Here is a 25,471-nt window from a genome sequence, read left to right on the forward strand (position 1 = left end):
TGTACCTGAGGAGCTTGTGATGATGCATTGGTGGTACGGCGGTATGAGTGCCTGGGGATACGCGATGATGGGCTTGGGCATGGCGTTGTTCTTGGTCGTTGTCGTCCTGCTGGTCGCCCTGCTTCGGGCATTGCGCGGCAGTCGGTGGCGCGCTGCCGATCGCCTCTCCGGACGGCAGAACCCGGAGGACATCCTTGCCGAGCGGTTTGCACGTGGCGAGATCAGCGAACAGCAATACCAAGAAGCGCTGCGCACCCTTGCCGGCCATGCTGCTCCACGGGGTTGACCGGAGTCGGATCGGTCAGAGCCAATGATGTCGCTCTGCGCGTGGGCCGACAAGTTGGCCGCGCAATAACAAGAACTGGCCTCGCGTCGCAGATCGTGCGGGTCCGCGACCGTGGAATCGTCGGGACGGCCGCCTACTGCCTCGGCACTCCGGACAGCTCCGCCGACCAACCGGTCCCCGATCGGGCGGGACACCGTCGCGACGAGATGGCGAAAGTCCCGGCATCGAACAGCCCTTCGCTACCTCCCTCGGCCCACCGACCCGACGATGATCACAGCCAGAGACGTAGATTCCGGATCCCACAAGGATCCACCCATTTCTGGAAGGATCAATCATGAGCGTTCACCATGGGACGCCGATCGCGGGTAAGGCCCGCAGCACAACCAACAGGCAATCAGAGCCGGTGATGACCAAGGCACCCGACAAGGCGGTCGAGGTGTCCGCTCACCCCACCGTGACAAGCGTTGCCGCACGGCGGATCCTGGCTGTGCTGCGATTCGCGACCGGCTTCATCTTCCTGTGGGCATTCTTGGACAAGACGTTCGGGCTCGGGTTCTCCACCACCTCCGAACGGGCATGGTTCAACGGCGGTTCCCCGACCAAGGGATTCCTTGGTTCGGTCGATGTCGGACCGTTCGCCGGAGTGGCGCACACGATCGCAGGCACATGGTGGGCCGACTGGCTGTTCATGCTGGCGTTGCTCGGAGTTGGTGTCGCGGTCATGGCCGGCATTGCCATGTGGCCGGCAGCATTCGCCGGATCGCTGCTGGTGCTGATGATGTGGGCGGCGGAATTCCCACTCGACCGGGTCACCGGTACAGGCGACCCGAGCGGATCCACCAATCCGATCGTGGACTACCACATCATCTACGGCCTTGCCCTACTCACACTCGCCGCAACCTCGGCAGGCATCACGTGGGGCCTGTCCCGCTATTGGAATCGGCTGCCCTACATCCGGGACCACGCCTGGACCCATTGATCGGACAGCCACGGATACGTGGCCACATCCGGACTCCCCGACAGGGCCGGCCCAGCGGGCCGGCCCTCGACTGTCGATGCGATCGTCTTCTGACCGCTCCTGACCTACGCAGTTGATCACCCGCGCGCTGCTCACGCGTGGATGCCCGCCCGGTGATGGTCCCCGCCGGAGTCCTATGTCCCAGTCATACCGTCGGCACAACTGCAACAGGTCGCCCAGCTCGATGAAGCACCCGGCGAGCCGTGGATCCGATCTCGAAGCCGAGCGGGCCGGTGTGATGGCGCCCGACCACGAGCAGTTGTGCTTCGGCGGCGTGGCGTGCCAGCTGCTCGTGTGGTTGACCGTGGACATGCAGAACGGTCGCGCGAACTTCGGGATAGCAGGACTGAAGCAGTACCAGATCACTCCCACTTGAGGGCAGCCTGCAGGCACAGAGTGGTCCGGCGCCAGCCGCCGCGCAAGCGTCGGAGTCCTGGAGCACGTTGATGATGAGGTTTACTCCTCGCCATTGCGCCTCGGCAAAAGCGAACGCCACCGCCGCCGTTGTCGAGATTTCCGGGTGCCGACCGACCACAAACAGGCCCTCCTTGGTGCGCGGCTTCGTTCCAGTCCGGCGGCACAACAATCGTCGGCACAGTGGAGCGGCCGGCGACCGCATGGGAGGTGGATCCTGGCCACTCGCATCCTGGTGCTCCCGGTGCCCGGTGGCCGACCACGATCATGGCCTCATCGGCCCCCAGATCCACCAGGCCCGCAACGGGGTGTTTGATCCGGACTTCCACACCGACCATGAGATCAGGAAACTCGGCACGCAGCCGATCTCGAAGGTCGGACGCCGTCCTCCAACAACGATCTGGATCCTGTGGCGATGGATCACCATCAGTCCCGTCCGGCGAATGCCTGTCGAGCATCGCGACCAGACACAACGGCCGGTGTGCGGCCATCGCTCGCTCCACCGCCCAGTGCACGGCGGCCCGATTGTCATCCGACCCGTCGACGCCGACAAGGATCGATCGAACCCTTGGGACCCCGCCGACCGAGTGATGCGCTGATCGCCGAAGATCATTCACCTGGACACTGTCTGGGCTGTACCCGAACCGTTGATTGGCCATCATGATCCTTCCGATCTCCCAGCCAATCGCACCGAGACGGCGCCGAGTAGGGATGAATGTCCACCGGAGGCGAAGTCGAACGTCCCGAGGTCGTACGGAACGGAGCCTTGGTCACCCGCGGCGGGTGACTTTGTACCCGATCACCACCAAGCCCCACACGTCAGAATCCTGACATGGACTTTGATCTGCCGGTAGTCGCGGACCCGTCTGTCGACGCAGACCTGGCGCTCTTGCTTGAACACCGGCCGTCCAATATCTCCGGAATGTTCGACAGCATCGCCGATCACTACGACCGATTGGACCGGCTGCTCAGTGCAGGGCTGGACGAACACTGGCGTTCCCACCTGGTCAGAGACCTCGGATTGACTGGGAGCGAAGCCGTTCTCGATCTGTGTTCCGGAACTGGCGAGGTCGCGCTCAGTCTTCGACGTTGCGGCGCCGCGGCCGTGACGGCTGTCGACTTCGCCCCCGAGATGCTGAAGATCGCAGAGAGCAAGGCACGGAACGCCGGTATCGACGGTATCCGGTTCATCTGCGCAGATGCCCTCCATATTCCGCTGGGTTCCGCCAGCGTCGATGTCGCCACAATGGCTTTCGGGCTGCGCAATGTCGAAGACCCGCTGGCTGCGATCGCTGAAATCAGCAGAGTGCTACGGCCCGGCGGCAGGCTGTCGATCTTGGAGCTGAGCCGGCCGCCGAGCGTCGTGCGGCGGATCTATCTGGGCTACTTTGAACATGTGCTGCCTTGGGTCGGCCGTCTGTTGTCGCACCACCGCGACGCCTACCGATATTTGCCCGCCTCGGTCGAGGCGTTCCCACCACCTGCGCAGGTCGCCGCGATGATCAGTGCAGCAGGTTTCGAGCACATTCACGTGACTCCGGTCAGCGGCGGTGTCGCGCACTGCTATTCGGCGCGAAAGCCCAAACCAGAGGCGTGATGCCGCCAATCGCTAGACAACGCCCGGGGTACGTGGCGCGGCGATGAGATCATGCGGAACGCGCGGTGATCGGCCTTGGGGCTGCCGCGGTGCGGGCCTTGGGCTGCGTTGAGCAGGAATTGGTTTCGTGGCCTCGTTACCGGCTTCCAACTCGACCTCCGTGCCGAAGGATCGGAACCGTGCCACGCCATTGCCGTCGAAGCGGTAGGTCACGCTCTCGCCGTCGAGTTCCACGCGTAGCACACCGGCACCGATCCGAAGACCGAAGGCCAGGCGAGAAAGGCGTGGCGGCAGCCTGGGTGCGAAGCTGAAACCGTCCGGCCCGTCTCGCATTCCGCCGAAACCGGATACCAGGGCGGTCCAGATGCCTGCCAGGGACGCCAGGTGCAGGCCGTCCGTGGTGTTGTGCTCGATGTCCTCGAGGTCGATGAAGGCGCACTCGGCGAGGTAGGCGGCTGCCAGGTCTGTGTGTCCGACCTCCGCGGCGAGGACGGCTTGCGTCGCCGCCGACAGGGATGAATCCCTGACAGTGATCGCTTCGTAGTAGGCGAAGTTGCGTTCTTTTTGATGCGCAGTGAAGGCATCGTGACGGAGGTGCATCGCGAGCACCAGATCTGCCTGCTTGACAACCTGCTTGCGGTAGAGGTCGTAGTACGGGAAGTGCAGCAGCAGGGGGTAGCCGGCCCTCCGGGTTGTGGCGAAGTCCCAGGGTTGCTGTCGGGTGAAACCGTCGGATTGCGAGTGAACGCCAAGATCCTCGTCATAGGGGACCGCGACCGCCGCAGCCGCCTGCTCCATTGGTCTGGCTCCTCATCATCAACCAGCAGCATGCGCCCGATGTCGGGATGACGCCGCACCGCATCGGCGGCGGCTCGCAGGTTCTGCTGCGCCATGAGATTGGTGTAGACGTTGTCTCTGACGATCGCGGAGTATTCGTCCGGCCCGGTTACACCGTCGATGTGGAACCCACCGTCCCGGTCGGCATGTCCCAGGGAGAGCCACAGCCGCGCGGTCTGGACCAGAAGTTCGACACCGACCTGGGCGTAGAACTCCTGATCGCCTGTCGCACGAACGTAACGGATGACTGCGTCGGCGATGTCGGCGTTCACATGGAAGGCCGCCGTTCCGGCGGGCCAGTAGCCCGAGCACTCGCGGCCGTCGATGGAACGCCACGGAAACGCGGCGCCACGCAGTCTCAGCTGGTGCGCCCGCTGGCGGGCCGCAGGTAGCGTTCGGTGCCGCCATCTCAGCGCATCTGCTGCTGCCGTGGGCGCCGTGTAGGTGAGTACTGGCAACACGAACGATTCGGTGTCCCAGAACGCGTGCCCGTCATATCCGGCGCCGGTGAGCCCCTTGGCAGGTACGGGTCGGCCCTCGGCGCGGGCACTGGCCTGCAGCACGTGGAACAGTGCGAACCGGACCGCCTGCTGGATCCCGGGATCGCCGTCCACCTCGACGTCGGCCCCCTCCCAGAAGTGATCGAGGTAGTTGCGCTGCTCACCCAGCAAACCGTCCCAGCCCGTTGACATCGCTTCAGCCAATGCCGCGTCGGCCTGATCACGGAGGGCGGGCAACGATCGGGCCGCGGACCACCCGTGCGCGACGAACTTGATGAACCGGAAGCGCTGTCCAGGGGCCAGTTCCAACGCGAACGTGGTGCGGCCAAGGTCGGGAAGTGCCTCCGTACTGATATCGACGTGCTCCGCGAAGTCGATCACGTGCTCCATCGCCACTGCAAGGCTGAGGCCGCTGCGAGCAGTCCGGTGGGCCAGGCTGACGCGGTGCTCGAGCACTTCGTGGGCGAGGCTGACGAGGGGGCGATCAAGACTTGCGGCAACTCGAGGATCGTTGTGGCTGGCCGGCAGCCGCTCATTGGCAACCGGCTCCGACTGCACCACTATGCGGGTAGTTCCACTGTCGCTGTCGAGTGCCTCAACCTCATAACACACTGCGGCGATCGCCCGCTGGGTCAGCGATACCAGACGTGTCGAATGCACCCTCACGGTCCTGTCGGCGGGCGATCTCCAATCCAAGTCCCGTCCCAGGACGCCCTTCCTGAAGTCAAGGCGCTGTTCGTGTCGCAGCAAGCGGCCGTAGCGGACGTCGAGCGGCTCATCACCGACCAGAAGTCGGATGATTTTGCCGTTGGTTATGTCCAGGACTGTCTCACCGGACTCCGGGTATCCGTAGCCAGGTTCGGCATACGGCAGCGGCCGGGTTTCGAAGAAGCCGTTGAGGTAGGCACCCGGCATGCCGTGGGGCTCTCCCTCATCCAGATTGCCTCGCCAGCCGATGTGACCGTTCGACAGCGCAAACACCGACTCCGATTGTGTCAATACCTGAAGATCCAAGCCCCTGCAGGCTATGCCCCACGGCTCTTCAAGGTATGCCGGGTGGCGGATCACTGGGCATCCTCTACGTCGTCAGCTTGACATCGCATCGTCACCAACTCCTGTTCACGACGAACAGCTCTACTACGCAACGTACTGACGGCACGCGCGTTGCAGAGTGCGGACGGTCAGATTCGCCGAGTTCCTCGTCGGATCGGCCGCAGGACGGTCAGACTGATGAGATGGAGCACACAGCCACGATCACGTCCTCCGTTGTTCTCGTCAGAGATCTCGAACGCTCGATCAACTTCTATCGTGAAGTGTTCGGTTGTCGGGTCTCACTCCGTGAAGAGGACGCAGCCTTATTGCTCGATCCTGGGGGATTTCAGCTCTACCTCTTGGCCAGGGGCGACCGTGAGCCGCACCCAGCTGGCGTGATCGGTGATCACATTCTGACCTGGGCTGTGGACAGTTCAGAAGCGCTGCGGGAATTCGAGGAAGCACTGCGCATGTACGGAACGTACACCGACACCCATATCACGGGCGGAGTGTCAGTCGTCGAAGGTCGTGATCCTGACGGCATCCAGCGTCGTCATCTCCTACCCCAGTCCGGCAGAGCACCCGAGATCAGTGCTGGATCGGCGACTGTTCAACTGACGAGGCGACACTCTTCCCACGCTGGAGCCACCTGTCGGAATCGAACCGACGACCTATTCATTACGAGAGCCTCCGAGCGGCCGCGAACTGGGCTCTGACTGGAGAAAACACGTCCGGCTGAGTCTGTGGCCGTACGTCTGGTTTCGCGTGATGTCATTCCGTCGGGGACATCACGGGGACACGGCGAGCTCGCGAAGATGATCTTGCGGCCGACCGGTAGTGGGGTGCGCGGAGGGCGAAGCCCGAAGCGCGGGGCCCCGCTGCCGGCCGGCCGTTTCGCGCGGAGCGCGCGCTCGAACCAGTAAAGAAAGTACTCCCGAGATGCGGATGCCGCTCCCACCGTTGTTGCACATGCCGTCCGTTGACCGGGCCGCAGAGCCGGGCGGGTGATACGGCACACATCCCGTTGCGCGGCACGAGTTGGGTCGAGGCTGACCCGGTGATGGAACCTCGAGCGGACACCGATGATCAGCGTCACCAACGGATCTATACACCGTGTGATCCCCGGCCCGGACCAGGTCGTTGACCTTCTGATCGCCGACCAGATGGGAACGGTGTTGGCCCTCGTAACAGGCATGATGATCACACCGTGCGACGCATTTGACGTGGCTCGGAAGCCGGATTTGGCCCATGGCTGGCGAGATCTCCGCCAAGTCCGCCAACCACGGTGCTCAGCCCGGTAGTGTCATGCCAACCACAGCTGTGGGAGAGAGATGGGCGCCTGGGTTCCATTTGAAGCAGTCGTCGCGACGTCGCACCGGGTCGAATAGTATGGCGGAGTGGCGCTCTCCGACCAGATGTTGTACGAAATGTTGGATGCGCTGAACTCAGGATCGATGCCGGTAATCGGCCAGCACGACTGGACCAAACCCCTTCGAACCATGGACCTCGAGGCGCGGCTGGTCGTGATGGATGATGGCGAACGAGCGGTCCGGCTCACTGGCCTCGTCGATCAGGACGACTGGGATTCTGCAGGACCGATCGGTGGCATGTCGTTCACCGCGATGGAGAAGATCGGCCATGCTGAGGGGTTGCACCCGGACCGGGAACCGATATCGCTGTCCGCCGATCACGGATGGTTCGACGACGACGCCATCGCCCAAGCGAGCACGATCATGTCCCAAGTTGTCCCTGTTGATGGCAACCGCTTGCTCCAGTTCACCGCAATGGAGCTGGTTCGGGTCGTCATAGAGATCAGCTACAACACGCTGGTGCTTCTGGGCCCCAATCTGGCCTCGAGCGCCATCTGGGACGGCCTCAAGTACCTGCTGACGCACCGCAAGACCCGAGATGGGTGCGAGCACGCTCCCTCCAGGATCGAAATCTCCACTGATCTTGGCTCAGGCAAGGTCGTGGGCATCATCGATACAGCTGACCCAAAGATCGCGCGAGCTGGCCTCAGGACATACCGGAAGGCAGTTGACACAGCCGGCCGGGTGGCCGGTGGTCGGAAGGTGATCATCTGGAAACCGGAGGACCAGGATGGTGTCTGGTCTGAGTTGGAGCCACCTCGGGAATAGGACCTACGCGAGCATCACAGCATCTCCGCCTCGGGAACCAGAATCGTCACCCTCGCTCGGATCATCCCTCCCTCGTCCTTCACCCACACCCTGGCCGCCCCCGCCACGAGTTTCCGATCGCGCGCCCACGCGAGCAGACGCTGGGAGTAGTCCACGGCCATGCTGGCGGGCACATATCCGACGACATGACCTTCGATCACGACTGCTACAGCGTTCGGGTCGTGCTCATTCCACGGCTCCGGCACGAGGACGCAACGCTGGTCCTGCAGGGTTGTGCCCGCTGACGTGATCGGCATTCCCTTGTCCCGGAACAGCTTCCTAAAGCTCTTTGTGTGGTACGTCTCGCCGGTGACCTCGATCTGCTCGTCGAGCGGCACATCCGGCTCGATGACGGCCATCTGTGCCAGGACGCCCTCGATGGTTGGTTTCGCGGGCGGGGCCGTCCTGGGCGGGATCGGCACGTCGGTTACGGGCGAGACGGTTTGCAACTGACTGCCAAGTGCCGGTTCTGCCGACATAGGCTGGGGTCGGACCTGGCTGGCCAGGAACTGCGCGAGCTGCTCGAAGCCTTGTCGGTCCTTACGTCTGAAGTGGGCGATGAACTGTCGCCCGCCGGCGGTGAGGGTGAGCCGTCCGTTGGTCAGCATCGATGCTGGCGAGAAGTCCACACGCTCTAGATGTCTTAGCGGGATGATCGCGCTTGCCCCTGCTACATACGGGTTGCTGGCAGCCGCGGGGCCGATCCCGATCAAGGCTGTGCGCGCCATCGCATTCTTCGCGGTGATGATTACCGATCCGATATCGACCTCGACCGAGCACCCGTAGCCGTCCACCCCAGGAACGATGCCACCACTAGAGTCCGCGTGTCGGAAGAACTGGATAACAGTTTGATCTATTGGGGACCGATGCGCCAGCGATCCAGGCGATGCGGTTGTGTCTATCTGCCAATTCCGCGCATCGAGCACGATCGCTGTTCACGACGGCTCGATCTCCGAAACAGCGGGTAGGGGATCGGTGGCTGTGATGTCGCCAGTGCAGGGCCTGAACTCGGAAGTCCGTCTGATCGCCCGGTGACCGATCCTTGCGGACGCGACGTCTGTTCGTGATCTTGAGGTCGGCACAGAAAGATCACTGGCAGGCATGCGGCGCGAGAAGGGTGCATGGGGATGCGGTCGCGGTCATGTACGTGTTCTGGCAACCCGCCTAGAAGGTCTCGATTGGACGACGAACAGCTCGGCCGCAGCGTTCAGGCGGCTTCGTTGGGAGCAGGATACGAGCACATCCACTCGACCTGGAGGGTGAGACACGGTGCTGACGAGGACGGCGGTGTCTGTTGCGGCTCTGGGTGTGCTGTTGTCGGGGTGCGCTATCAGCGACGTTGAGATGAGCGCGTGTGCCAAGGCAGCGAGGAGAGTACCGGTGGTGGTCAGGCCTTCCGACCTGGACCAGGTGCGCAGGGGTGAGGCGAACCTGGTGGTGGATGTGTCGAGCAGTCTTCATAGACCTGTCCGGGTGACGGTCACGGCCGGATCCGCTGTCGCTCTCGACGTTGAGGTGCCGGCGGCTGAGCGGAATCGCAGCAACAATCCTGTTCACAGCTACAACTACCGACTTCCGGCGGGCCGGGTGACCGTCGTCGGTCGCAGCGGCGATGGACAACGCGGGGCCGCGAGAGTCGATCTCGGCAACGACCCGCGATGGGTCGTAGTGATGGTGCAGGACGGGTTCCGCTGAGCGTTGACGTCTGGGATGAGGAGCCGCGGTGGGGGTAACAACCGTCGCCCCGGGCAGCTCGACGATCATGCTGGCTGCTGCGGGTTGACCAATGTGCTGAGCAGTCACCCGTGAACCGACCGATCATCGGAACTCGCGACCTATTCACTGGGCACCACGCCTTCCCTCGAGGCCCGCCCGGGACCGGATCCCTCGGCGGGACACCTGGAGATGATGACTCGCGTCGTCGCCGGGTCGTACACTCGGGGCATGGCACCTGAGGCTGCGGAACTGATCAAGGCCGGGTTAGCGCTCGACCCTGACGAGCGTGCCGTGGTGGCCAATCGCCTGTTGGCCAGCCTCCACGATGACCGTGGTGGCGAGGACCAGGTTGCGGTCGATGCCGCTTGGCGGGACGAGATCACGCGGCGTCTGGATGAGGTTCTGGACGGTTCGGTCACGCCGGTCGATGCTGATGAGCATTACGCGCAGCTGCGGGGCCGGATCGCCGCCGGCACCGAGTGACGACGCGGCAGCGGGAGCATCCTGCGGCGGTCGAGGAGTTCGACGCCGCAGTGCTGTGGTACGAGGATCGCGCGCCGGGGACCGGGCTGACTTTGATCGATCGGGCGGCGCAAGCCCGGGCTGACATTGGCGCGTGGCCGGAGGCTGCTCCGCTGTTCCCTGACTGGTCCGGACGTATCGTGGTGCGTGCGAAGGCGATCCGCGGCTTCCCCTACCGGATCGTGTATGTCGTGCACGACGACTCCGTGCTGATACTCGCCTATGCCCACGAGAAGCGTCGACCTGGCTATTGGGAAGACCGGCTCGACACCTGAGGTCTGTGCGGATCCGCCGCGAGGCTGAACGTTCGGTAACGAATTCGACCTGGTGGTGTTCGGCAAGAGGACTGTCGGAGGCCGGTGTTACCTTTGGTCGCAGATGGCACACACCTCAAACAAAACTGACGGGTATACCCCTGGGGTCGGCTCCCCGCTTCTGGCTGAGGCCAGCACTTGAGCTAGCCGCTTCAAACCTTCTTGGTGTGTCGTCCGCATCGGGCGTGGTTGGCGATCCTCCTGCGTTCGGGCGTTGCCCGCAATTTGGGTCGGGTGGTTGAGGGAAGCCCTGGTCTGGGTGTGCCGTGCGGGGAGGATCGCAACTGGCCGCGCGGCACACCCTCTTGGGTGCTGAAACGCTCGTGCAGCCGACCGACCTCGCCCAGGACGACGCTCCGGTGGGCGCCTTCCCAGGCTTCAGCGACGACGCGCCACTTGATCTTGATCATCTGTCGCCGGCTGCCGAACACGGGTTCTTGCGCCGGGTCACCGAGGGCAGCTTCTCCGCGTTCGCCGATACGGCGGCTGCGGTGGGCAACTGCGCTCGCCGATCCGGTTGGTCGGACGGTCCGACACCATTGATCCGGCGACCGGTGAGGTGTTGTCCTCGTACGCGTCGGACGATGCGCCGTTGGGTGTCTTGTACCGGCCGTGTGGGAACCGGCGGGCCGACGTCTACCCGCCCTGCTCCCGGGTGTATGCCCGCGACACGTTCGAGATGATCAAGGCCGGCGTGGCCGGCGGCAAGACCGTCCCGGACACCGTCGCCGACAACCCGCTGTTGTCCGTCACTGTCACCGCTCCGTCGTTCGGTGTCGTGCACGGTGCGCGGAGTCGTCATGGCCGGCGGTCGGGTGGTCACTGCCGGCCGCGTTCGCACACGGTTGTTTGTGATCATGGTCGTCGGTTGTCGTGCATGGCCGTCCATGATCAACACGACGAGTTGAACGGTGTGCCGTTGTGCTCCGACTGCTACGACTGGTCCTCCGCAGTGGTCTGGCAGTGGTGGGCGCCGGAGTTGTTGCGCCGCACGCCGAACACCCTGCGCCGCAAGCTCGCGCAGCACCTAGAAACACCGGAAAGTCGGCTCGGTGACCTGGCGTCGGTGCAGTCGCCAAGGTGGCCGAGTACCAGGATCGCGGCCTGGTGCACTTCCACGCCCTGATCCGGGTCGACGGCTCCGACGGCCCGGGCAGCCCGTCCCCGGTGGACGGCGCCACCCTGGCCGAGCTGGTCGAGCAGACGGTCCGGTCGATCCAGCTCGTCGCACCCGCCGTAGGCGGGAATGATCATGATCGGATCGTCGCCTGGGGAGATCAACTCGACGTACGGATCGTTCGTGCCGGCGCCCGGACCGATGATCCGACCGGGCCGCTGACCGAAGCCCAGGTGGCTGCCCTTGACAACCAGGGTCAGAGCCAAACACTCAGCAGTCCGGGAAGGACTGGCCCGGGCACCCAACGCAACCACAGGAGTAGTTGATCATGGAAGCTGCAGATGGATCGGAACGCGACGATCGCGACAACGGGCTGCATCGGGTCGCGTTCGAACGCCTGCTGAAGCCGAAGGAGGTCGCAGAGTTGTTCTCGCTCTCTGAGCCGACACTCGCCCGGTGGCGATCGGAGGGCAAGGGGCCGGTTTGGGTTCAGGTTGCGCACCGAGTGCCGCGATACCGGGTTCGTGATCTTGAAACCTGGGTCAGGTCGCACAAGCGGGGTGAGGCGGCATGATCGGCAAGCTGCCGTCCGGCAAGTACCGGGTCCGGGTGAAGCATCGCGGCAAGGTGGTCGCCCCGAAGTCGTTCGTCCGGCTGCGTGATGCCCAGCGCTGGGAGGACGAACAGCGACGGCGGATTGATCTTGGTGTGTGGGTCGATCCGCGCCGCGGTGAACGCCTGGTCGCCGACGTCGCATCCGAGTGGCTCGCGTCGCGGCGCGGGCAGGTCTCGTCGTCGACCTGGACGACGGACAAGCACTTCGTGACGCACCTGACGCCGACTCTGGGCAACCTGCCGATCGGCCAGGTGACGCGGGCTCGGGTCGAATCGGCCCTGGGTGAGCTGATCAGTGCGGGTCGTGCTCGCTCGTCGGTTCAACGGTTGGCGGCGGTGTTGTCGGGGATCTTCGGCTACGCGGTGCGTGAACAGATCATCGTGTCCAATCCGTGCGCCGGCGTCCGGGTTCCACCGGGCGCGGGTAAGCCGCCGCGTTCGGTGTCGCCGTTGAGTCGAGACGAGTTGCATGACGTGGTTGCCGCCCAGCGAGCGTTCTCCCTCAGCGGCGCCGCAGTGACGCTGTTCCTCGGGCTGACCGGGCTGCGCTGGGGCGAGTTGCGGTCGTTGCGGGTCGCGGACGTTCAGCAGGCGCCGGTTCCGGCCGTCCGGATATCGGTGTCACCTTCGGACGGTCACGCCGAGAAGGTGCCTAGGGGTCGGCGCCGCCGGTTGGTGCCGTTGGTGCCGGAGGCCTGGTCGATCGTGGAGCCGCTGCTCGACGGCCGGTCGCCGCGTGACTACGTCTTCACCTCGCCGCAGGGCGACCAGCTGAACGAGTCGAACTGGAAGCGGAGTGTCCGCTGGGAATCGACGGCGATGGGCGCAGAGTGCACGATCTTCGGCACACGTTCGCCAATCTGGTGCTGCAGGGCGGCCTCGACGTGAAGACGGTTCAGGCCTGGCGCGGCACCTGGCTGCCGGGGACACCACGGGGACACGGGCGGGTGCCGAGGCGGCTGATCGATCGGATGCTGATCGGCATTTGGCCTAGCCAGCACGCTGGAGCCACCTGTCGGAATCGAACCGACGACCTATTCATTACGAGCGCGTCCTGGGCATTCGGTTGGGCGTCCGTAGCGGTCCGGGTGAGTGCACTGGTTGCGCGGTTTGATCAAGAAGGGGTGCGCCAGGGGTGCGCTGTGCGGGCAGGGAGAGCCACCGACCCGATAGCCAGCCAACCCGCTCGACGTTGGTCGGGGTCAAGGGGGCCGAAGGCAGCCAACGGCCACGGAGCGCAGCGGAGTGCCCTTGACGCCGGCCGGCGGCGAGTGATCATGAGAGATCGGGTCGGCGGCTCGGAGGTGAGTTGATCAGCAGACTCGGGGCATCGTCGGTCTGGTCGATGAGTTGGGACGTCTTGATCTTGCGGGGTCGGGGCGTCCCTTCAGTTTGCCCGGGCGGGGTCCCGGGGTGCCGAGCGCAGCGAGGCGGGGCCCCGGGTGCCCCCGGGCGCGCGCCGAAGGCGCGCTTGAGCCAGTAAGGAAAGTACTCCCGGCAGCATCTCAGGCAGGTGTCTCAGGCGGGATGGGTCAGTCTGGCAGTAGCCCGGAGGGTCGGCCCGATGCTGCAACTATCACCGGGAACAAACGCCTTGTTGGCGGCCGTGGCGCGATCCGTCAGCACAGCGGCCCGTCAACGTGGGATCCGCGGCGCTAGACGCGGCCCCAAACGAGGCAGAGGACATCGTCACGCCTGGCCACCATGTGCGACGTCGCAGAAAAGTGCCAAGAAGACAGCGGCTCGTACGCACGTTTTGCGGCCAATGGTAAGGAGCTTTTCCACCGGCTTCGGACTGCGAATTCCTTAGTTCGACGATATGAGCTGTGTTTTGACTCTAAGCTCCAAACTGTCATTTTCGATGGCTCAGATCTTTGGATCTCGGGTCGTGGGCGAGCCAGTCGGGCACACATCGGGCGCTTCGGTACTCGTGTCGCCGATCCCGGCCGCTGAGGGTGAAGGATTCCAAGACGGGTAGCGGGCTGAAGGCCGCGGAGCGGAGGGCAGGGTTGTGTGGACTGATACCGAGACGAACATCGACTACATCAACTTCTCTACTGTGGCCGACTCGGTTGTCGAACTGATCGAGCAAGCTGAAGGCAAGCCGCTCTCCATCGGGGTCTCAGGAGCGTGGGGAGTTGGCAAGTCGTCGCTCGTGATGCTTACCAAGGACGCGCTCGAGCGACGTGAACGGCAACGCGCCCGCGACCAGGGCATCAGGGACGACGATGACTTCCAGTCGAAGTACATCTTCGTCTCCTTCAACGCCTGGTTATACCAAGGCTACGACGACGCCCGGGCCGCGCTGATGGAAGCGATCGCCGTGAAGCTTGCGGAAGTCGCGGAGGAGCGCAAGACCGGAGTCGAGAAGACTCGGGACTTTCTACGCCGTATCGACTGGTTCCGGCTCGCCAGCTTGACCGCAGGCTCCGCCGCCGCGCTGGCCCTCGGGCCGCCACCCGTCGGATTGATAGGGCAGTTTGCGTCGCTGTTCAGTCGTGGTCGGAGGAATGGTGTCGACGACAACCTAATTGAGGATGCCCAAGGCGCTGTCACCCAGGCTGCCGGGGAGGCCAAGGGACTCCTCAGGGACAAGCCAGCGCAAGATGAGAGCCCGCGTCAGAGAATCCAGGCTCTGCGCGACTCCTTTGTGGCGGCGCTGCAGGAGCTGGAGGTCACTCTCGTCGTCTTGATCGATGACCTCGACCGCTGCCTGCCCGAAACGGCAGTCTCGACGCTCGAGGCGATTCGTCTGTTTCTCTTCTTGGACGGGACCGCCTTTGTCATCGCTGCCGACGACCAGATGATAAAGCACGCTGTCAAGAAGCACTTCGACCAACCCGACGACGCTCTGGTGACCAATTACTTCGACAAGCTCATTCAGATTCCTATTCGCGTCCCCACCTTGGGCACCCAAGAGGTTCGCGCTTACATGTTCTTGCTCTATGTGCACAACAGCATGCTGGGCGAGAGCGAGCGCGAGCGCATCCGTATCGCCGTCTGCGATCGGTTGGCTAAGACCTGGCAGGGACTGCGCATCGACCGGGCGTTCATCCAAGGGTTGGGAATTGACCTGCCGAACGAGTTGGTGGCACAGCTCGACACCGCCGACCGCCTAACGCCAATCATGGCGACCGCGTCTGGCATCGCTGGCAATCCGAGACTGGTCAAGCGATTCCTTAACGCACTCTCGGTGCGCATGGCTGTCGCCAAGACCCAAGGAGTCTCAGTCGATGAGGCAGCGTTGGCGAAGCTACTGCTCTTCGAGCGCCTCGCGCCAGCTGAGCTCTACCAGGAGTTGGCGACGAGCATCACTAACAGCGTCGATGGTAAGCCACACTTACTTGACGGATTGGAGCCTGAAGACCTAGACAACGCTTCAGCCACTCCCACCGGCTCGACCGGTTTCGCTGACCTGCGCGACCAGGCGGACACGGCTACGGTGCCTGGGCCCAAGGACAAGGTATCCGGATCGCAGCGAGCCCGCTCCGAACGCGATGGTGGAACAAACCTCGCCGTCGCGCCTATCCCCGAGAGGTGGGCGACAGGTTTCGTCAGCGAATGGCTCGCGTTACCGCCACGATTGGCCGACATAGACATGCGCGGAGCGCTCTACGTCAGCCGCGAACACCTGCCTATCCTCACGGCCGAGGATGGTCTGTCCTCCACCGCAACCGAGCTTCTCAAGGCGCTCATCGAACATCCGAGCGAGGCCGGAGCGCTCACGGAGCCGCTCCGGGAACTGAGCGGCCCCGAGCAGAGTCGAATCTTCGAGCGACTCCTCGATCTGGCTCGTCCCATCGATGCGTGGGGAGTGCCAGATATCTTCGAGGCGCTGCTCGTCATGGTCCAGGTTGGTCCAGATCTGAGCGGAAGCCTCGCGGGTTTCCTGGGTGGACGTCCGGCCGCCCAGATCCAGCCGGATCTCATTCCGCGGATCTCCGGACAGCCTTGGGCGAGCGATTTGATGACGGCCTGGGCTGGCAATCCGGACATTGAAGCGCCGGTCAAGGCGGCCATCGCGAGCAGGTTGGGCAATGGGAACGTCGCAAAGTAGCGCGGGACCTGGGGCGAACGTCTCTCTCGTCCCGCCGTGGGCCGAACCGGTGCCTGACCCCGAAGAACCCGATGTCGTTTCTGCGACAGACCTCGAGACCCCGCCTGGCCTCGAGCCACCGCCGACCGCTGTTCGCGACCTGCTTGCGCCTGATCGGCGTTTCGTCAGCGCCCGCCGCAACTTGGGGTCGTTCGCGAAGACCGGGGACGCTGCGCGCTTGCGCCGTGGCATCGCGCAGTACGTCCGCACCGGTTACGGCGGGGCGGGAACCATGTCGCGACGCCTGGGATCTGTCTCCAGAACCGCCCGGTCGCTCAGCCAAGTTCTCGATCCAGGTGCCGCCGATCGAGGCCTGGACCGTGCCCTTCTCCAAGGGAACTCTGTAGCGGAGATTACCGACGCCGTCGTGGAAGCCGCTTGCTCCTCCGACGGCACCCTTGACGCCGAGGCGTCCCGAGAGTCGATCCGCAATGCCCTATCGGATCTCTTGGGTCTGTACAGCGATGTGGATCTTCTCAGACTCACTGACGCTCAGCGCGAGTTCGTCATCGAGAGTTTCGTCGCCCACGACGTGTATCGACGGTTCGCTCTCGACGTCGGCAAACACCTCGTAGACAACGCCCCTACCGCCACGATCGGACTCTCCCGGCTCAAGCAAGCCCGCAACTACATCCGCCAGACGATCGCAGAGTCGTTCCGGCTCCTGCGCGAGGCTGGCCAGTCCATGACTACAGCGCACGTCCGGAGCACCGTCGCCAACGCGCTGACTAACAGCCTGGTCGTCTTTGAGGGGTATCTGGCATGAAGTACATCGTCCGCCCCGCCGACGCATCCTCGGATGCAAACCGCCACGGGACCACCGAAGCGACACGGGTAGAGCTGTACGCCCCGGCCGGCAAGGCGGACGGCCTCACCGCTGGCGCATCCATCCTCGAAAAGGTTCGGCGCGCCAATCTCGAGCCCAGCGACCGAGCCTGGGACTTCCTGACGATCGCTCTGGCGGCGATCGTCGCCGACGCCGCGACTCTTCGTCGAAACAGTCCAGACGGCTGGACCCGAAACATCAGTCTCGATCTTGCCGTGGCGGAGCCAGAGACCTGGCGACCCCACATCCCCCTACTGACCAGCGCTCTAAAGTTCCTCACCACCGACATCTGGAACGTGGAGATCACAACGAGTGCCACCGTCCCCTTCAAACCATCGAAGAGCACAGCCGCACCGAAGGCAAACTGCGTCGCGCTGCTCTCCGGTGGACTGGACAGTCTCGTTGGCGGAATCGACCTAGTTGAGTCGGGCAAGACTCCTATCTTCGTCAGCCAGACCGTCCGTGGCGACGCCGCCAAGCAGGAAGGTTTCGCGCGCCGTCTCGGTGCCGGTCTATCTTGCATTCGGCTGAACCACAGTGCTAACACGAGGGGCATCGCGGGGACTGATGAGACAAGCCAGCGAGTTCGTTCGCTCATCTTCATCGCTTACGCGGTGCTCGTCGCCTCAACCATCAAGAATCCAGATGGAAGAGCCGTAGACCTGTACGTCAACGAGAACGGATTCATCTCGATCAACCCACCGCTGACGCCTATGCGGGTGGGAAGTCTCAGCACCCGTACCGCTCACCCCCGGTTTCTGAACCTTGTTCAACAGTTACTTGATGGAGTCGGACTCAACGTACGCCTGATCAACCCTTATCGGTTGCGCACCAAGGGGCAGATGCTGGTCGAGTGCAGGGACCAGAAGCTGCTGGAGGAGCTTGCTGATCTAAGCACGAGTTGTGGGCGCTTTCAGCGATACAACTATCGCCACTGCGGGCGGTGCCTTCCGTGTCAGGTCCGGCGTGCCGCGTTCCTGCGCTGGAGTCACATTGACGGTACCGGGTACGTCTTCGGTGACCTCGGGCGCAACGACGAAGATCACGCTGCCTTCGATGATGTACGAGCTGTGGCGATCGCTCGACTCAGCGTCGAAGAAGATGGGTTCGCCTATTGGGCGGGAGGCTGCTTATCGTCGGTGCCAGCGGACGAACGAGATGCCGCCGGGATCATGATTCAAGAGGGTCTCGCCGAACTCGGTAAGCTGCACGATCATTACCACGTCACCTGAAGTTGAACACGTTCTGCCTCTCACATGATCGACTTCCATTGCCATCTGGATCTGTACCCGAACCCCGATGCCGTTGCAGCTTCCGCACAGCAGGAGAAGGTGGCGGTGCTCTCCGTCACCACGACGCCCTCTGCGTTTCGCGGTACCGCAGCTCTCGCAGCCGAGCGGCCCATGGTTCGAACGGCCTTGGGTCTCCATCCCGAGCTCGCGCACCAACGAAGGCATGAACTGGCCCTCTTCGATGAGCTCGTAGCCACAACGCCATTCGTCGGAGAAATCGGTCTGGACGGCAGCTCCCGGTTCGCTCAGATGCGAACATCACAGTCTCAAGCGTTCACCCACATCCTTCGATCGTGTTCCGACGCCGGTGGACGGATCCTCTCCATCCATAGCCGAGGCGCAGTCCGTCCGGTACTCGACGCACTACGGGCGAATCCGGACTCCGGAGTCCCCGTACTGCACTGGTTTACAGGCACGGCTCGCCAAGCCGAGACCGCCATCGAGCAGGGTTGCTGGTTTAGTATCGGCACGCCGATACTGACAACCGCGAAGGGCCGCGCGCTGGTGATCGCCCTTCCTCGAGATCGCATACTCACCGAGACAGACGGTCCGTTTGCCACACACAACGACCAAGCTCTCGTGCCGCGCGACGTCTCACACACCCTCAGGCTATTGGCTGCCTCCTGGGCAGTCGATACATCACACGCAGAGGGCCAGATTGCCGCCAACATGGAGGCACTGTTGGCCGCGCATGCTGGCGAAGCCCCGAGGGTAATCCCCAGGCCGCAGCGTTCCGACCCCCGGTAGATCCTCGAGGACCGCGAGGCCGCGCTGGCGGTCGAGACCAATCTGCCGTCGCGATACAACCGCCGGATCGAAGAAATGCAATCCAGCAGAGGCTCGGCGGAGCATGCCAGCGCTTGCCAGGCTTACTGACCCCTGTCCGTAAGTCCCCAGGATCGGCGTCTGGCCAGCAAGTTGCGGAATATGGCCTGGAGTACGCAGAATTCGTTCCCCCATGGGTCCCTGAGCACCCAGAAGTCAAAGCCGCGTTCCTGCTGATGATCCCACCGCCTTGCGCCTAGTCGCTCGAGCCTCTGAACCTCGGCTTCGACGTTGTCGGTCTCGATGTCGAGGTGCATTCGCTCCTTCTTGACCTTGGGATCATGAGTGAGCTGAAGCAGAATTCGGATGTCAGCGTCTGGCAGTCGAAGCTGGCGGTAGGTTCCGCTGCTCGCCTGTGGGAGGCGCTCCGGAGTCGCGTCGAGTGCGGCGGACCAGAAGGTAACGCCGTGATCCAAGTCGTCAACGTCGATGACGAACTGGCACAGACGGCTTCGGTGCCCGGTCATGGAAGCGGCTTTCCAAGATCGATTAGGTTCTGAGCTACTGCGCCGGCTTCGGCCTCGGATCGGGCCAGGACTCCCCAGCCGGTGATGACGTCGCCGTCGTAGCTCATGCCGACCCAGCGGCCCCAGGCGAAGGTGCCATGGGGGTGAAGTGCGAGGTACATGGTGCCCTTGGATCGCACCGCAGCATCGGTCGAGCGGTACCAGCCCATCAGAGCTTCGTTGTCCCACAGCCGGAGTTCACCACGCCACTCATAGCTGCCGTCCTCAACGGGACGGGCCCGCTGCGCGTCGAGGTAGAGCACATCGCCTTGCTGGGTGATCTCCAGATGATGGGTATCCACGCGTGGTTCGTTGTTCTTCGACGTCTGCCAAGACGCCCACCAGTCACCGGAGAAGTCGAGTTCGTAGTGGACCTGTCCGGCCAGCTGGGCAAGCGAGATTTGCAGGGCGTTCGCCAGGGCGACGGCCACCGAGAGCACCGGCTGCTGCTCGCCGGCCTCATAGCGGGCCATCTGTCGCAGGCTGATCCCAGCGGCTTTCGCCAGCTGTGCTTGTGAGGTGCCGAGTGCTCGGCGTCTAGACCTGATGACATCGGATATGTCCACACAGTCATCATCCCGGACAGACCTGTCATCTTCCAAAGGTAACGATTGTGTCACATCCGTCATCTCATACGCCGTTTCAGTCTTGCTAGATGTCGTGGATGGCATCTAGCGTGCCTAATAAGACAGATTCGATGCTTTAGGAGGCACGCCATGGCACTGCAGAAGCGTTTCCAGGTTGCCCATGGGGATGTGTTCCCGATGGGTGCGTTTATGAAGGGCTCGGTGGAGCCGGTCTCGGATTTCGATGCTCCCGCTCGGCCGGATGGGTCGCGTCCACAACAAGTCGACAAGGACACTGGTTTGCCGTTGTGGCAGGTAACGGTCTTGGATGCCGATGATCAGGCCACACGGCGGGACACCGCGGTGTCGGTGAAGATTGCCGCCCAGTATCAACCAGTGCCTCCGGACAACACGTCGGGCACCCCGTGGCGGCCGGTGGAGTTCGTCGGTCTGACTGCTTTGGCGTATGTCGATGATTCGGGGTCTCGGCCGCGGGTGGCGTGGTCGTTCCGGGCCGATGACCTGGTGGCTCCGGGCGAAGCAAAGAAGGCCGCCCCGTCGACCAGCTCGGGTCCGAGGGCTGCCTGATGTTGTCGTGTAGCGAGGCGGCGGCCGTCACGGAGGCGGTGTTGCGTCGGGTGCCTGGCGTTGAGTTGTTGACGTTGTCGGTGGAGATGACCGGTGGTGCGCCACGGTTGCGGCTGCACGCTCGGGAGTGGGTCGGCGGCCAGCAGGTGGCGGTGGTGCTGGGCCTGGTCGAGGGTGACCGGCGGGACGGTGATCCGCTGTTTGACCGGAGCTGGTGGGTGTGGCGGAACTGGTCGGGTCCGGTGTTTGCCAGCTCGTCGCTGGGTTGGGTGCTAGTGGAGGTGACCGCTGGCCGTGTCCACTACCCGCCCGGGTTCGAACGCTCCCATGATCATCCTGTCGCGACGTCCGGGGCGGCGACCGGATCATGATCACCGCACCGGGCGCACGGTGGCAGTCCGCGTTTCGGTGGCTGGCCGGCTGGCTATGGCACTGCCGGATCTGGCTGGCCGTCTGGCTGGCCGCAGGACTGGTGACCTGGGTCTCTGACACCCGCGCGATCATCGCGGTCGGGATCGCCTGTTTAGGTTTGCTGCCTGGTGTGGCTGGTGGGGTCTGGGTCGGCTTGTGGCCCGGTTCGTTCGAACGGTGGGCGGCCGGGCCGTGGCGGCGGTATCGGTGGCGGCGGCTGATGAGCCGGCGGTGGCAGTCGATGTGCCGCAATGCGCGGCTGGCCGAACGCCAGGTGATCAACCGCCGGAACCTGCAAGGTGACCGGCAGTCGGTCGAGACCTGGCGGTGCCCGCGCTTGCAGCAGGTTCGGACGTCGAGTCATGCGGTGGAGTTGATCATCCGCGCCCGGCCCGGTCAGACCGTGGCCGAACTAGAGGCCGGGGTAGAGCGGATCGCCTCGACCTTGGATGCCGTCGCGTTTCGGTCTTGGCCGGTATCCGGGTCGGTGATCACCGCCGAGTTGATCATGACCGATCTCCTGACCACCCCGGTCAACGCGTCCATGCCGGAGGCGGTGCTGGTGGATGGGGTGCGGCTGGGCAGAGCGCAGTCGGGTCGGGATTGGTGGTTGCCGATCACCGGCCGTCACACCCTCTGCGTTGGTTGCTCCGGCTCGGGCAAGGGCTCGATCCTGTGGGGCATCTGCGCCGGACTCTCCCCCGCCGTCCACGCCGACGCCGTGCGGTTGTGGGGTGTCGACCTAAAGGCCGGCGTCGAGCTGGCGATGGGCCGAAACGTGTTCTCGGCCTTTGCCAAGACACCTGACAACGCCCTCCGACTCCTGACCGTTCTAGGGGGAATCTTGCAACAGCGCGGGGAGTCCATGGCCGGATCGGTGCGGCAACATCAAGCGCGGCCCGGTGACCCGTTGCACGTGTTGGTGATTGACGAGCTGGCCGCCCTGACCGCGTACGCACCATCGGAGATTCGGCGAGATGCGGAGCGGCTGTTGTCGTTGATCTTGACCCAGGGTCGCGCCCTCGGCGTCGTCGTGGTGGCCTTCGTGCAGGATCCCCGTAAGGAAATCGTGGCCATGCGCGGCCTGTTCACCCAAACCATCGCGCTGCGGCTCCGGTCGCGCGAGGAAACCGTCATGGTCCTCGGCGAAGGCATGACCCAACGGGCACCGGCCCACCGCATCAGCCCGGCCGGACCGGGCACCGGCTGGCTAGTCGAAGAAACCGGCCAAGTCGACCGAGTCCGTGCCGACTACTGGCCCGACCCCCTGATCCGCCAGGTCGTCCACCACTACCCTGCCCGCGCCGTGGTGGACCTGCCACCCGACGAGAACACCGAAACCCTGGCCGGAGATCCGGCATTGGGCGGTACGGGTCGATCCGGGCGGCGACCCCGCGCGCCAAGGCAGACGTCGAGGCGTGCGATATGAGCGGACGGCCGGTGGAGTGGGTGGATGCGGCCCCGGTTCGAGAGCATGTCCGCCGGCTGTTGGATGCCGGGTTGACCAAGCCCCAGATCGGTCGCCGTAGTGGGATCGCACCGAACACGATCACCGCCCTCATGGAGGGTGTGCACGGTCGCGGACCGTCGCTGCGGGTCCGCCGGACCACGGCTGGGCAATTGCTCGCCGTCGAGCCGGAGCTGGTCGGACCGGAAGACGGTGGCTGGGTCGACCCGATCGGCACCATGCGCCGGTTGCGGTCCCTGGTGGCGTTGGGCTGGCTGGTCAAAGTGTTGGCACAAAAGTCGGCGCTGCCCGCCAACACGTTCTGGCCGATCTTGGATGAGCGGGCCACCGTGATCCGGGTCGGCACCCGGGACCGGGTGATCAGCCTGTACGAGCAGCTAACCCGACAGCCGGCCCCGCCGCCCTCCATGGGTTCCACCTGGGCGCGGAACCGCGCGGCACGGCGGGCCTGGCCGCTGCCCTGTGTCTGGTCCGGGAACGGGATCGACGCCCCCGACGCCCGCCCGGTCGACGCCCATTATCCGAAGGCGACTCCCGGCTCGCAGAGTTTCCGTGTCTTGATCGCGCCTGAAACGGTGCGGCAATGGGCTGCGGTCGTGGAACACATGTTGGACGACGACCCCGGCCTGTCGACTGCTCAAGTGGCCGCTCGATTCGACCGTGCGGCCAGCACCATATCGGCCGCGTTGCGCCGGGCAGGCCGCCCCGACCTGCGGGACCGGCTGGCCGCCAACGGCGTTCGCCGCCAACTTCACGACGACGCCCGGCGACGGGTCGACCAGGTCGAGGACCTCCTGGTCATCGAGCCCGATCTCACGCTGGCCGAAGCCCGGGATCGACTCGGCCGTGACCGGTTGGCCGAGGAACTGGCCGCAGCTGGCCGGGCGGATCTGCGCGGCCGGTTGATGCGGAACACGACCCGCCAGAAGTATCGGGAGACGCGATGACAGCGCTGATCGGGCTCGGCTGGATGGATGAGGCCGCCTGTCTCACCGTGCCCGAGCTGCCCTGGATTGGCCCCCGACGCGGCCAGCCGCTCGACCCCGGCGCGCTGGAGCAAATGACCCAGACATGTGATCACTGTCCTGTCCTGAACCAGTGCCGCCACTACGTCGATCAGGCCGCTGTGTCGGCCGGCTTCTGGGCCGGTGCCTGGCGACACCTCAGCCCCGACGCCCGGGTCGAAGATGCTGCCGGTGGTCAAGTGGCATGACCACCACCGGGTTCACCGACACGCCAGCCCGTGAGTTTCACGGGTCCGGGTTTCCGGGGTTCAGCGAGGACGTGCCACTGGACCTGTCCGGGATCACCGAAGGCGCGGAGCGGGCACTCCTGGCCCGGCTGATCGACCGGACATTCGCCGACTTTGCCGACACCGCGGCCGCGGTCGGCTACTGCTCGCACCCGATCCGACTTGTCGGCCACTCCCAGACCGTAGACCCGGGCACCGGGGAAATCCTGTCCAGCTTCTCCTCGTCCGACGCGCCGCTAGGGGTGTTGTATCGGCCCTGCGGCAACCGGCGCGCCGACGTCTGCCCAGCCTGCTCCCGCGTCTACGCCCGCGACACCTTCGCCATGATCAAAGCCGGACTCACCGGCGGCAAAACCATCCCCGACACCGTCGGAGAGAACCCGCTGCTCTTCACCACCCTCACCGGACCATCCTTCGGCCCCGTGCACGGCCCTCGGAGCCGCAATGGGCAGAAGATCGGCGGCAGGTGCCGACCACGCGACAAACCCCTGGTCTGCGCGCACGGCCGCCCGGTCGGCTGCATGTCCATCCACAATGATCACGATCCGCGCAACGGGGCCCCGCTGTGCGACGACTGCTACCAATGGGAATCGGCCGTGGTCTGGCAATGGTGGGCACCCGAGCTGTGGCGGCGGACCACCACTGCAATCCGCCGCGCGATCGCCGTCCGCCTCGGCCTGGCCGAACACCAGCTGCGCCAGGTCGCCAGAGTCGAGTTCGCCAAAGTCGCCGAATATCAGGTCCGTGGCCTGGTCCACTTCCACGCCCTGATCCGCCTCGACGGACCCGACGGTCCCGGCTCCCCGGCACCGCTCGACGGCGAACACCTCGCTGCCTGCGTCCGTGACGCGGTGTCCGGGATGATCATCGAAGCACCGCCCGTCGATGATCACGACCAGACGCGGATCCTTGCCTGGGGAACCGAGCTGGACGTCAAGGTGGTCCGCGACGGCAACCGGACCGACGACCCAGACCGACCGCTGACACCCGAACAGGTCGCCGGATACCTGGCGAAATACGCGACCAAAGACGCCAACAGCATCCGCCCCGTTGCTCGGCCGCCGGCGCACCTAGCCCGGCTCGAATCAACCGCTCGGGATCTTGGACAGCGGGCAGTCCGGACCGACCCCGCCTCGCCGTACCGGCTGCTCCGCAAATGGGCGCACATGCTCGGATTCCGCGGCCACTTCTCCACCAAATCCCGGCGCTACTCGATCACCCTGGGACGGCTTCGCCGGGCGCGGCACCGTTACCGGCAACTCGTCGCCCAGGCCGCCCGCACCGGGGAGCCGGTCGACGTTCGGCAGATCGAGGACCAGCTCCTGGCCGACGACGCCGCGACCACGTTGGTCATCGGCTCCTGGCACTACCAGGGGACCGGCTGGACGAACCCTGGCGACGAAGCACTCGCCACCGCGGCGGCGGCTCGGGCACGGGAGTACGCAGCTTGGCGGGCGGCACAACAGCAGACGGGAACCGAGCGGAAAGGGTGAGAC

Annotated in this window: 28 protein-coding genes and 2 pseudogenes; 22 read left to right on the forward strand and 8 right to left on the reverse strand. The window is 64.6% G+C overall.

The annotated features are described in order from the left end of the window. The first annotated feature begins 19 nt into the window (after positions 1 to 19). Positions 20 to 286: an SHOCT domain-containing protein gene (locus GJV80_RS15180; RefSeq protein WP_154688616.1), complete on the forward strand. Its 267-nt coding sequence runs from the start codon at positions 20 to 22 to the stop codon at positions 284 to 286. Between the two features lie 334 nt (positions 287 to 620). Next, positions 621 to 1,265 (forward strand): DoxX family protein, encoded by a 645-nt coding sequence (locus GJV80_RS15185; protein WP_230207729.1) that lies wholly within the window; start codon positions 621 to 623, stop codon positions 1,263 to 1,265. 184 nt (positions 1,266 to 1,449) lie between these two features. On the opposite strand, the gene GJV80_RS25110 is transcribed toward GJV80_RS15185, so the two are convergent. Together GJV80_RS25110 and GJV80_RS25115 are read right to left on the reverse strand one after the other, a co-directional pair. Beyond that, positions 1,450 to 1,746 (reverse strand): universal stress protein, encoded by a 297-nt coding sequence (locus GJV80_RS25110; RefSeq protein WP_370518759.1) that lies wholly within the window; start codon positions 1,744 to 1,746, stop codon positions 1,450 to 1,452. Continuing rightward, positions 1,667 to 2,380 carry a universal stress protein gene (locus tag GJV80_RS25115; protein WP_154688618.1) on the reverse strand — a complete coding sequence of 238 codons (714 nt, stop codon included), beginning with the start codon at positions 2,378 to 2,380 and terminating at the stop codon, positions 1,667 to 1,669. Before GJV80_RS25115 ends, GJV80_RS25110 begins: the two co-directional genes overlap by 80 nt. A gap of 170 nt (positions 2,381 to 2,550) precedes the next feature. Between GJV80_RS25115 and ubiE the strand changes: the two genes are divergently transcribed. Beyond that, positions 2,551 to 3,315 (forward strand): bifunctional demethylmenaquinone methyltransferase/2-methoxy-6-polyprenyl-1,4-benzoquinol methylase UbiE, encoded by a 765-nt coding sequence (gene ubiE / locus GJV80_RS15200; protein WP_154688619.1) that lies wholly within the window; start codon positions 2,551 to 2,553, stop codon positions 3,313 to 3,315. 12 nt (positions 3,316 to 3,327) lie between these two features. Here ubiE and GJV80_RS25120 read toward each other — a convergent pair whose 3' ends face one another. Together GJV80_RS25120 and GJV80_RS24035 are read right to left on the reverse strand one after the other, a co-directional pair. Beyond that, positions 3,328 to 3,648: a glycosyl hydrolase family 65 protein gene (locus GJV80_RS25120; RefSeq protein WP_370518857.1), complete on the reverse strand. Its 321-nt coding sequence runs from the start codon at positions 3,646 to 3,648 to the stop codon at positions 3,328 to 3,330. Between the two features lie 84 nt (positions 3,649 to 3,732). Next, positions 3,733 to 5,720: pseudogene (locus GJV80_RS24035) on the reverse strand (glycoside hydrolase family 65 protein); the annotation flags it as partial. 167 nt (positions 5,721 to 5,887) lie between these two features. On the opposite strand from GJV80_RS24035, the gene GJV80_RS25125 reads away from it, so the two are divergent. Together GJV80_RS25125 and GJV80_RS15215 are read left to right on the forward strand one after the other, a co-directional pair. Further along, complete coding sequence (locus tag GJV80_RS25125; RefSeq protein WP_195908952.1) at positions 5,888 to 6,400, forward strand: VOC family protein; 513 nt, start codon at positions 5,888 to 5,890, stop codon at positions 6,398 to 6,400. Between the two features lie 681 nt (positions 6,401 to 7,081). Then, positions 7,082 to 7,822 carry a hypothetical protein gene (locus GJV80_RS15215; RefSeq protein ID WP_154688621.1) on the forward strand — a complete coding sequence of 247 codons (741 nt, stop codon included), beginning with the start codon at positions 7,082 to 7,084 and terminating at the stop codon, positions 7,820 to 7,822. 14 nt (positions 7,823 to 7,836) lie between these two features. On the opposite strand, the gene GJV80_RS15220 is transcribed toward GJV80_RS15215, so the two are convergent. Beyond that, positions 7,837 to 8,655, reverse strand: coding sequence for an HIRAN domain-containing protein (locus tag GJV80_RS15220; RefSeq protein WP_154688622.1), 819 nt, complete (start codon positions 8,653 to 8,655; stop codon positions 7,837 to 7,839). Positions 8,656 to 9,241: 586 nt separating this feature from the next. Here GJV80_RS15220 and GJV80_RS15225 point away from each other — a divergent pair. The 3 genes from GJV80_RS15225 (at position 9,242) to GJV80_RS15235 (ending at position 10,374) form a co-directional block, all read left to right on the forward strand. After that, positions 9,242 to 9,556, forward strand: coding sequence for a hypothetical protein (locus GJV80_RS15225; RefSeq protein ID WP_154688623.1), 315 nt, complete (start codon positions 9,242 to 9,244; stop codon positions 9,554 to 9,556). Positions 9,557 to 9,805: 249 nt separating this feature from the next. Then, positions 9,806 to 10,060 carry an addiction module protein gene (locus GJV80_RS15230; protein ID WP_154688624.1) on the forward strand — a complete coding sequence of 85 codons (255 nt, stop codon included), beginning with the start codon at positions 9,806 to 9,808 and terminating at the stop codon, positions 10,058 to 10,060. Further along, positions 10,057 to 10,374 (forward strand): type II toxin-antitoxin system RelE/ParE family toxin, encoded by a 318-nt coding sequence (locus GJV80_RS15235; protein ID WP_154688625.1) that lies wholly within the window; start codon positions 10,057 to 10,059, stop codon positions 10,372 to 10,374. The genes GJV80_RS15230 and GJV80_RS15235 overlap by 4 nt, the downstream gene beginning before the upstream one ends. A gap of 191 nt (positions 10,375 to 10,565) precedes the next feature. On the opposite strand, the gene GJV80_RS15240 is transcribed toward GJV80_RS15235, so the two are convergent. Next, complete coding sequence (locus GJV80_RS15240; protein WP_154688626.1) at positions 10,566 to 10,823, reverse strand: hypothetical protein; 258 nt, start codon at positions 10,821 to 10,823, stop codon at positions 10,566 to 10,568. Between the two features lie 71 nt (positions 10,824 to 10,894). Between GJV80_RS15240 and GJV80_RS15245 the strand changes: the two are divergent. The 8 genes and pseudogenes from GJV80_RS15245 to qatD all read left to right on the forward strand — a co-directional run. After that, positions 10,895 to 11,539 (forward strand): annotated as a pseudogene (locus tag GJV80_RS15245) (replication initiator); the annotation flags it as partial. Then, a complete protein-coding gene (locus tag GJV80_RS15250) occupies positions 11,494 to 11,856 on the forward strand; it encodes a replication initiator (RefSeq protein ID WP_154688628.1) in 363 nt (120 codons plus the stop codon). The pseudogene GJV80_RS15245 and the gene GJV80_RS15250, both read left to right, overlap by 46 nt. 2 nt (positions 11,857 to 11,858) lie before the next feature. Beyond that, on the forward strand, positions 11,859 to 12,104 hold the full coding sequence (locus GJV80_RS15255; protein ID WP_154688629.1) for an AlpA family transcriptional regulator: 246 nt from the start codon (positions 11,859 to 11,861) through the stop codon (positions 12,102 to 12,104). Next, on the forward strand, positions 12,101 to 13,033 hold the full coding sequence (locus GJV80_RS15260; RefSeq protein WP_154688630.1) for a tyrosine-type recombinase/integrase: 933 nt from the start codon (positions 12,101 to 12,103) through the stop codon (positions 13,031 to 13,033). The genes GJV80_RS15255 and GJV80_RS15260 overlap by 4 nt, the downstream gene beginning before the upstream one ends. Positions 13,034 to 14,156: 1,123 nt before the next feature. Beyond that, positions 14,157 to 16,202 carry a P-loop NTPase fold protein gene (locus GJV80_RS15265; protein ID WP_154688631.1) on the forward strand — a complete coding sequence of 682 codons (2,046 nt, stop codon included), beginning with the start codon at positions 14,157 to 14,159 and terminating at the stop codon, positions 16,200 to 16,202. A 49-nt stretch (positions 16,203 to 16,251) separates the two neighbouring features. Continuing rightward, on the forward strand, positions 16,252 to 17,007 hold the full coding sequence (gene qatB / locus GJV80_RS15270; RefSeq protein WP_230207732.1) for a Qat anti-phage system associated protein QatB: 756 nt from the start codon (positions 16,252 to 16,254) through the stop codon (positions 17,005 to 17,007). Then, the gene (gene qatC, locus GJV80_RS15275) at positions 17,004 to 18,299 is read left to right on the forward strand and encodes a Qat anti-phage system QueC-like protein QatC (RefSeq protein ID WP_154688633.1); all 1,296 of its coding nucleotides are present in this window, start codon (positions 17,004 to 17,006) and stop codon (positions 18,297 to 18,299) included. The genes qatB and qatC overlap by 4 nt, the downstream gene beginning before the upstream one ends. A 24-nt stretch (positions 18,300 to 18,323) precedes the next feature. Then, on the forward strand, positions 18,324 to 19,106 hold the full coding sequence (gene qatD / locus GJV80_RS25130) for a Qat anti-phage system TatD family nuclease QatD (RefSeq protein WP_154688634.1): 783 nt from the start codon (positions 18,324 to 18,326) through the stop codon (positions 19,104 to 19,106). A gap of 122 nt (positions 19,107 to 19,228) precedes the next feature. Here the strand turns inward: qatD and GJV80_RS25135 are convergent, their stop codons facing one another. Together GJV80_RS25135 and GJV80_RS15285 are read right to left on the reverse strand one after the other, a co-directional pair. Continuing rightward, positions 19,229 to 19,651: a VOC family protein gene (locus GJV80_RS25135; protein ID WP_195908953.1), complete on the reverse strand. Its 423-nt coding sequence runs from the start codon at positions 19,649 to 19,651 to the stop codon at positions 19,229 to 19,231. Continuing rightward, positions 19,648 to 20,361 carry a helix-turn-helix domain-containing protein gene (locus tag GJV80_RS15285; protein ID WP_370518760.1) on the reverse strand — a complete coding sequence of 238 codons (714 nt, stop codon included), beginning with the start codon at positions 20,359 to 20,361 and terminating at the stop codon, positions 19,648 to 19,650. Before GJV80_RS15285 ends, GJV80_RS25135 begins: the two co-directional genes overlap by 4 nt. Positions 20,362 to 20,406: 45 nt before the next feature. Here GJV80_RS15285 and GJV80_RS15290 point away from each other — a divergent pair, with 45 nt between their 5' ends. Genes GJV80_RS15290 through GJV80_RS15315 form a run of 6 tightly spaced genes read left to right on the forward strand, consistent with a single transcriptional unit; the run spans position 20,407 to position 25,468 of the window. After that, entirely contained in the window at positions 20,407 to 20,844 is a 438-nt protein-coding gene (locus GJV80_RS15290) for a plasmid replication, integration and excision activator (RefSeq protein ID WP_154688636.1), read from the forward strand. After that, the gene (locus tag GJV80_RS15295) at positions 20,844 to 21,215 is read left to right on the forward strand and encodes a hypothetical protein (RefSeq protein WP_154688637.1); all 372 of its coding nucleotides are present in this window, start codon (positions 20,844 to 20,846) and stop codon (positions 21,213 to 21,215) included. The genes GJV80_RS15290 and GJV80_RS15295 overlap by 1 nt, the downstream gene beginning before the upstream one ends. Further along, positions 21,212 to 22,684, forward strand: coding sequence for an FtsK/SpoIIIE domain-containing protein (locus tag GJV80_RS15300; protein ID WP_154688638.1), 1,473 nt, complete (start codon positions 21,212 to 21,214; stop codon positions 22,682 to 22,684). The genes GJV80_RS15295 and GJV80_RS15300 overlap by 4 nt, the downstream gene beginning before the upstream one ends. Further along, positions 22,681 to 23,670, forward strand: a complete 990-nt coding sequence (locus GJV80_RS15305; RefSeq protein WP_154688639.1) for a hypothetical protein — start codon at positions 22,681 to 22,683, stop codon at positions 23,668 to 23,670. The genes GJV80_RS15300 and GJV80_RS15305 overlap by 4 nt, the downstream gene beginning before the upstream one ends. Continuing rightward, positions 23,667 to 23,936, forward strand: a complete 270-nt coding sequence (locus tag GJV80_RS15310) for a WhiB family transcriptional regulator (protein ID WP_154688640.1) — start codon at positions 23,667 to 23,669, stop codon at positions 23,934 to 23,936. The genes GJV80_RS15305 and GJV80_RS15310 overlap by 4 nt, the downstream gene beginning before the upstream one ends. After that, entirely contained in the window at positions 23,933 to 25,468 is a 1,536-nt protein-coding gene (locus tag GJV80_RS15315) for a replication initiator (RefSeq protein ID WP_154688641.1), read from the forward strand. The genes GJV80_RS15310 and GJV80_RS15315 overlap by 4 nt, the downstream gene beginning before the upstream one ends. The last annotated feature ends 3 nt before the right edge of the window (positions 25,469 to 25,471 follow it).

This window comes from Microlunatus sp. Gsoil 973, from assembly GCF_009707365.1.
Taxonomy (GTDB): Bacteria; Actinomycetota; Actinomycetes; order Propionibacteriales; family Propionibacteriaceae; genus Microlunatus.

What these genes read in the sequence shown, in the direction of transcription:
- GJV80_RS15180 (WP_154688616.1), top strand. Translation starts at nt 20, where the DNA reads ATGATGCATTGGTGGTACGGCGGTATGAGTGCCTGGGGATACGCGATG.
- GJV80_RS15185 (WP_230207729.1), top strand. Translation starts at nt 621, where the DNA reads ATGAGCGTTCACCATGGGACGCCGATCGCGGGTAAGGCCCGCAGCACA.
- GJV80_RS25115 (WP_154688618.1), bottom strand. Translation starts at nt 2,380, where the DNA reads ATGATGGCCAATCAACGGTTCGGGTACAGCCCAGACAGTGTCCAGGTG.
- ubiE (WP_154688619.1), top strand. Translation starts at nt 2,551, where the DNA reads ATGGACTTTGATCTGCCGGTAGTCGCGGACCCGTCTGTCGACGCAGAC.
- GJV80_RS25120 (WP_370518857.1), bottom strand. Translation starts at nt 3,648, where the DNA reads ATGCGAGACGGGCCGGACGGTTTCAGCTTCGCACCCAGGCTGCCGCCA.
- GJV80_RS25125 (WP_195908952.1), top strand. Translation starts at nt 5,888, where the DNA reads ATGGAGCACACAGCCACGATCACGTCCTCCGTTGTTCTCGTCAGAGAT.
- GJV80_RS15230 (WP_154688624.1), top strand. Translation starts at nt 9,806, where the DNA reads ATGGCACCTGAGGCTGCGGAACTGATCAAGGCCGGGTTAGCGCTCGAC.
- GJV80_RS15240 (WP_154688626.1), bottom strand. Translation starts at nt 10,823, where the DNA reads ATGATCAAGATCAAGTGGCGCGTCGTCGCTGAAGCCTGGGAAGGCGCC.
- GJV80_RS15255 (WP_154688629.1), top strand. Translation starts at nt 11,859, where the DNA reads ATGGAAGCTGCAGATGGATCGGAACGCGACGATCGCGACAACGGGCTG.
- GJV80_RS15260 (WP_154688630.1), top strand. Translation starts at nt 12,101, where the DNA reads ATGATCGGCAAGCTGCCGTCCGGCAAGTACCGGGTCCGGGTGAAGCAT.
- qatC (WP_154688633.1), top strand. Translation starts at nt 17,004, where the DNA reads ATGAAGTACATCGTCCGCCCCGCCGACGCATCCTCGGATGCAAACCGC.
- qatD (WP_154688634.1), top strand. Translation starts at nt 18,324, where the DNA reads ATGATCGACTTCCATTGCCATCTGGATCTGTACCCGAACCCCGATGCC.
- GJV80_RS25135 (WP_195908953.1), bottom strand. Translation starts at nt 19,651, where the DNA reads ATGACCGGGCACCGAAGCCGTCTGTGCCAGTTCGTCATCGACGTTGAC.
- GJV80_RS15285 (WP_370518760.1), bottom strand. Translation starts at nt 20,361, where the DNA reads ATGCCATCCACGACATCTAGCAAGACTGAAACGGCGTATGAGATGACG.
- GJV80_RS15290 (WP_154688636.1), top strand. Translation starts at nt 20,407, where the DNA reads ATGGCACTGCAGAAGCGTTTCCAGGTTGCCCATGGGGATGTGTTCCCG.
- GJV80_RS15295 (WP_154688637.1), top strand. Translation starts at nt 20,844, where the DNA reads ATGTTGTCGTGTAGCGAGGCGGCGGCCGTCACGGAGGCGGTGTTGCGT.
- GJV80_RS15300 (WP_154688638.1), top strand. Translation starts at nt 21,212, where the DNA reads ATGATCACCGCACCGGGCGCACGGTGGCAGTCCGCGTTTCGGTGGCTG.
- GJV80_RS15305 (WP_154688639.1), top strand. Translation starts at nt 22,681, where the DNA reads ATGAGCGGACGGCCGGTGGAGTGGGTGGATGCGGCCCCGGTTCGAGAG.
- GJV80_RS15310 (WP_154688640.1), top strand. Translation starts at nt 23,667, where the DNA reads ATGACAGCGCTGATCGGGCTCGGCTGGATGGATGAGGCCGCCTGTCTC.
- GJV80_RS15315 (WP_154688641.1), top strand. Translation starts at nt 23,933, where the DNA reads ATGACCACCACCGGGTTCACCGACACGCCAGCCCGTGAGTTTCACGGG.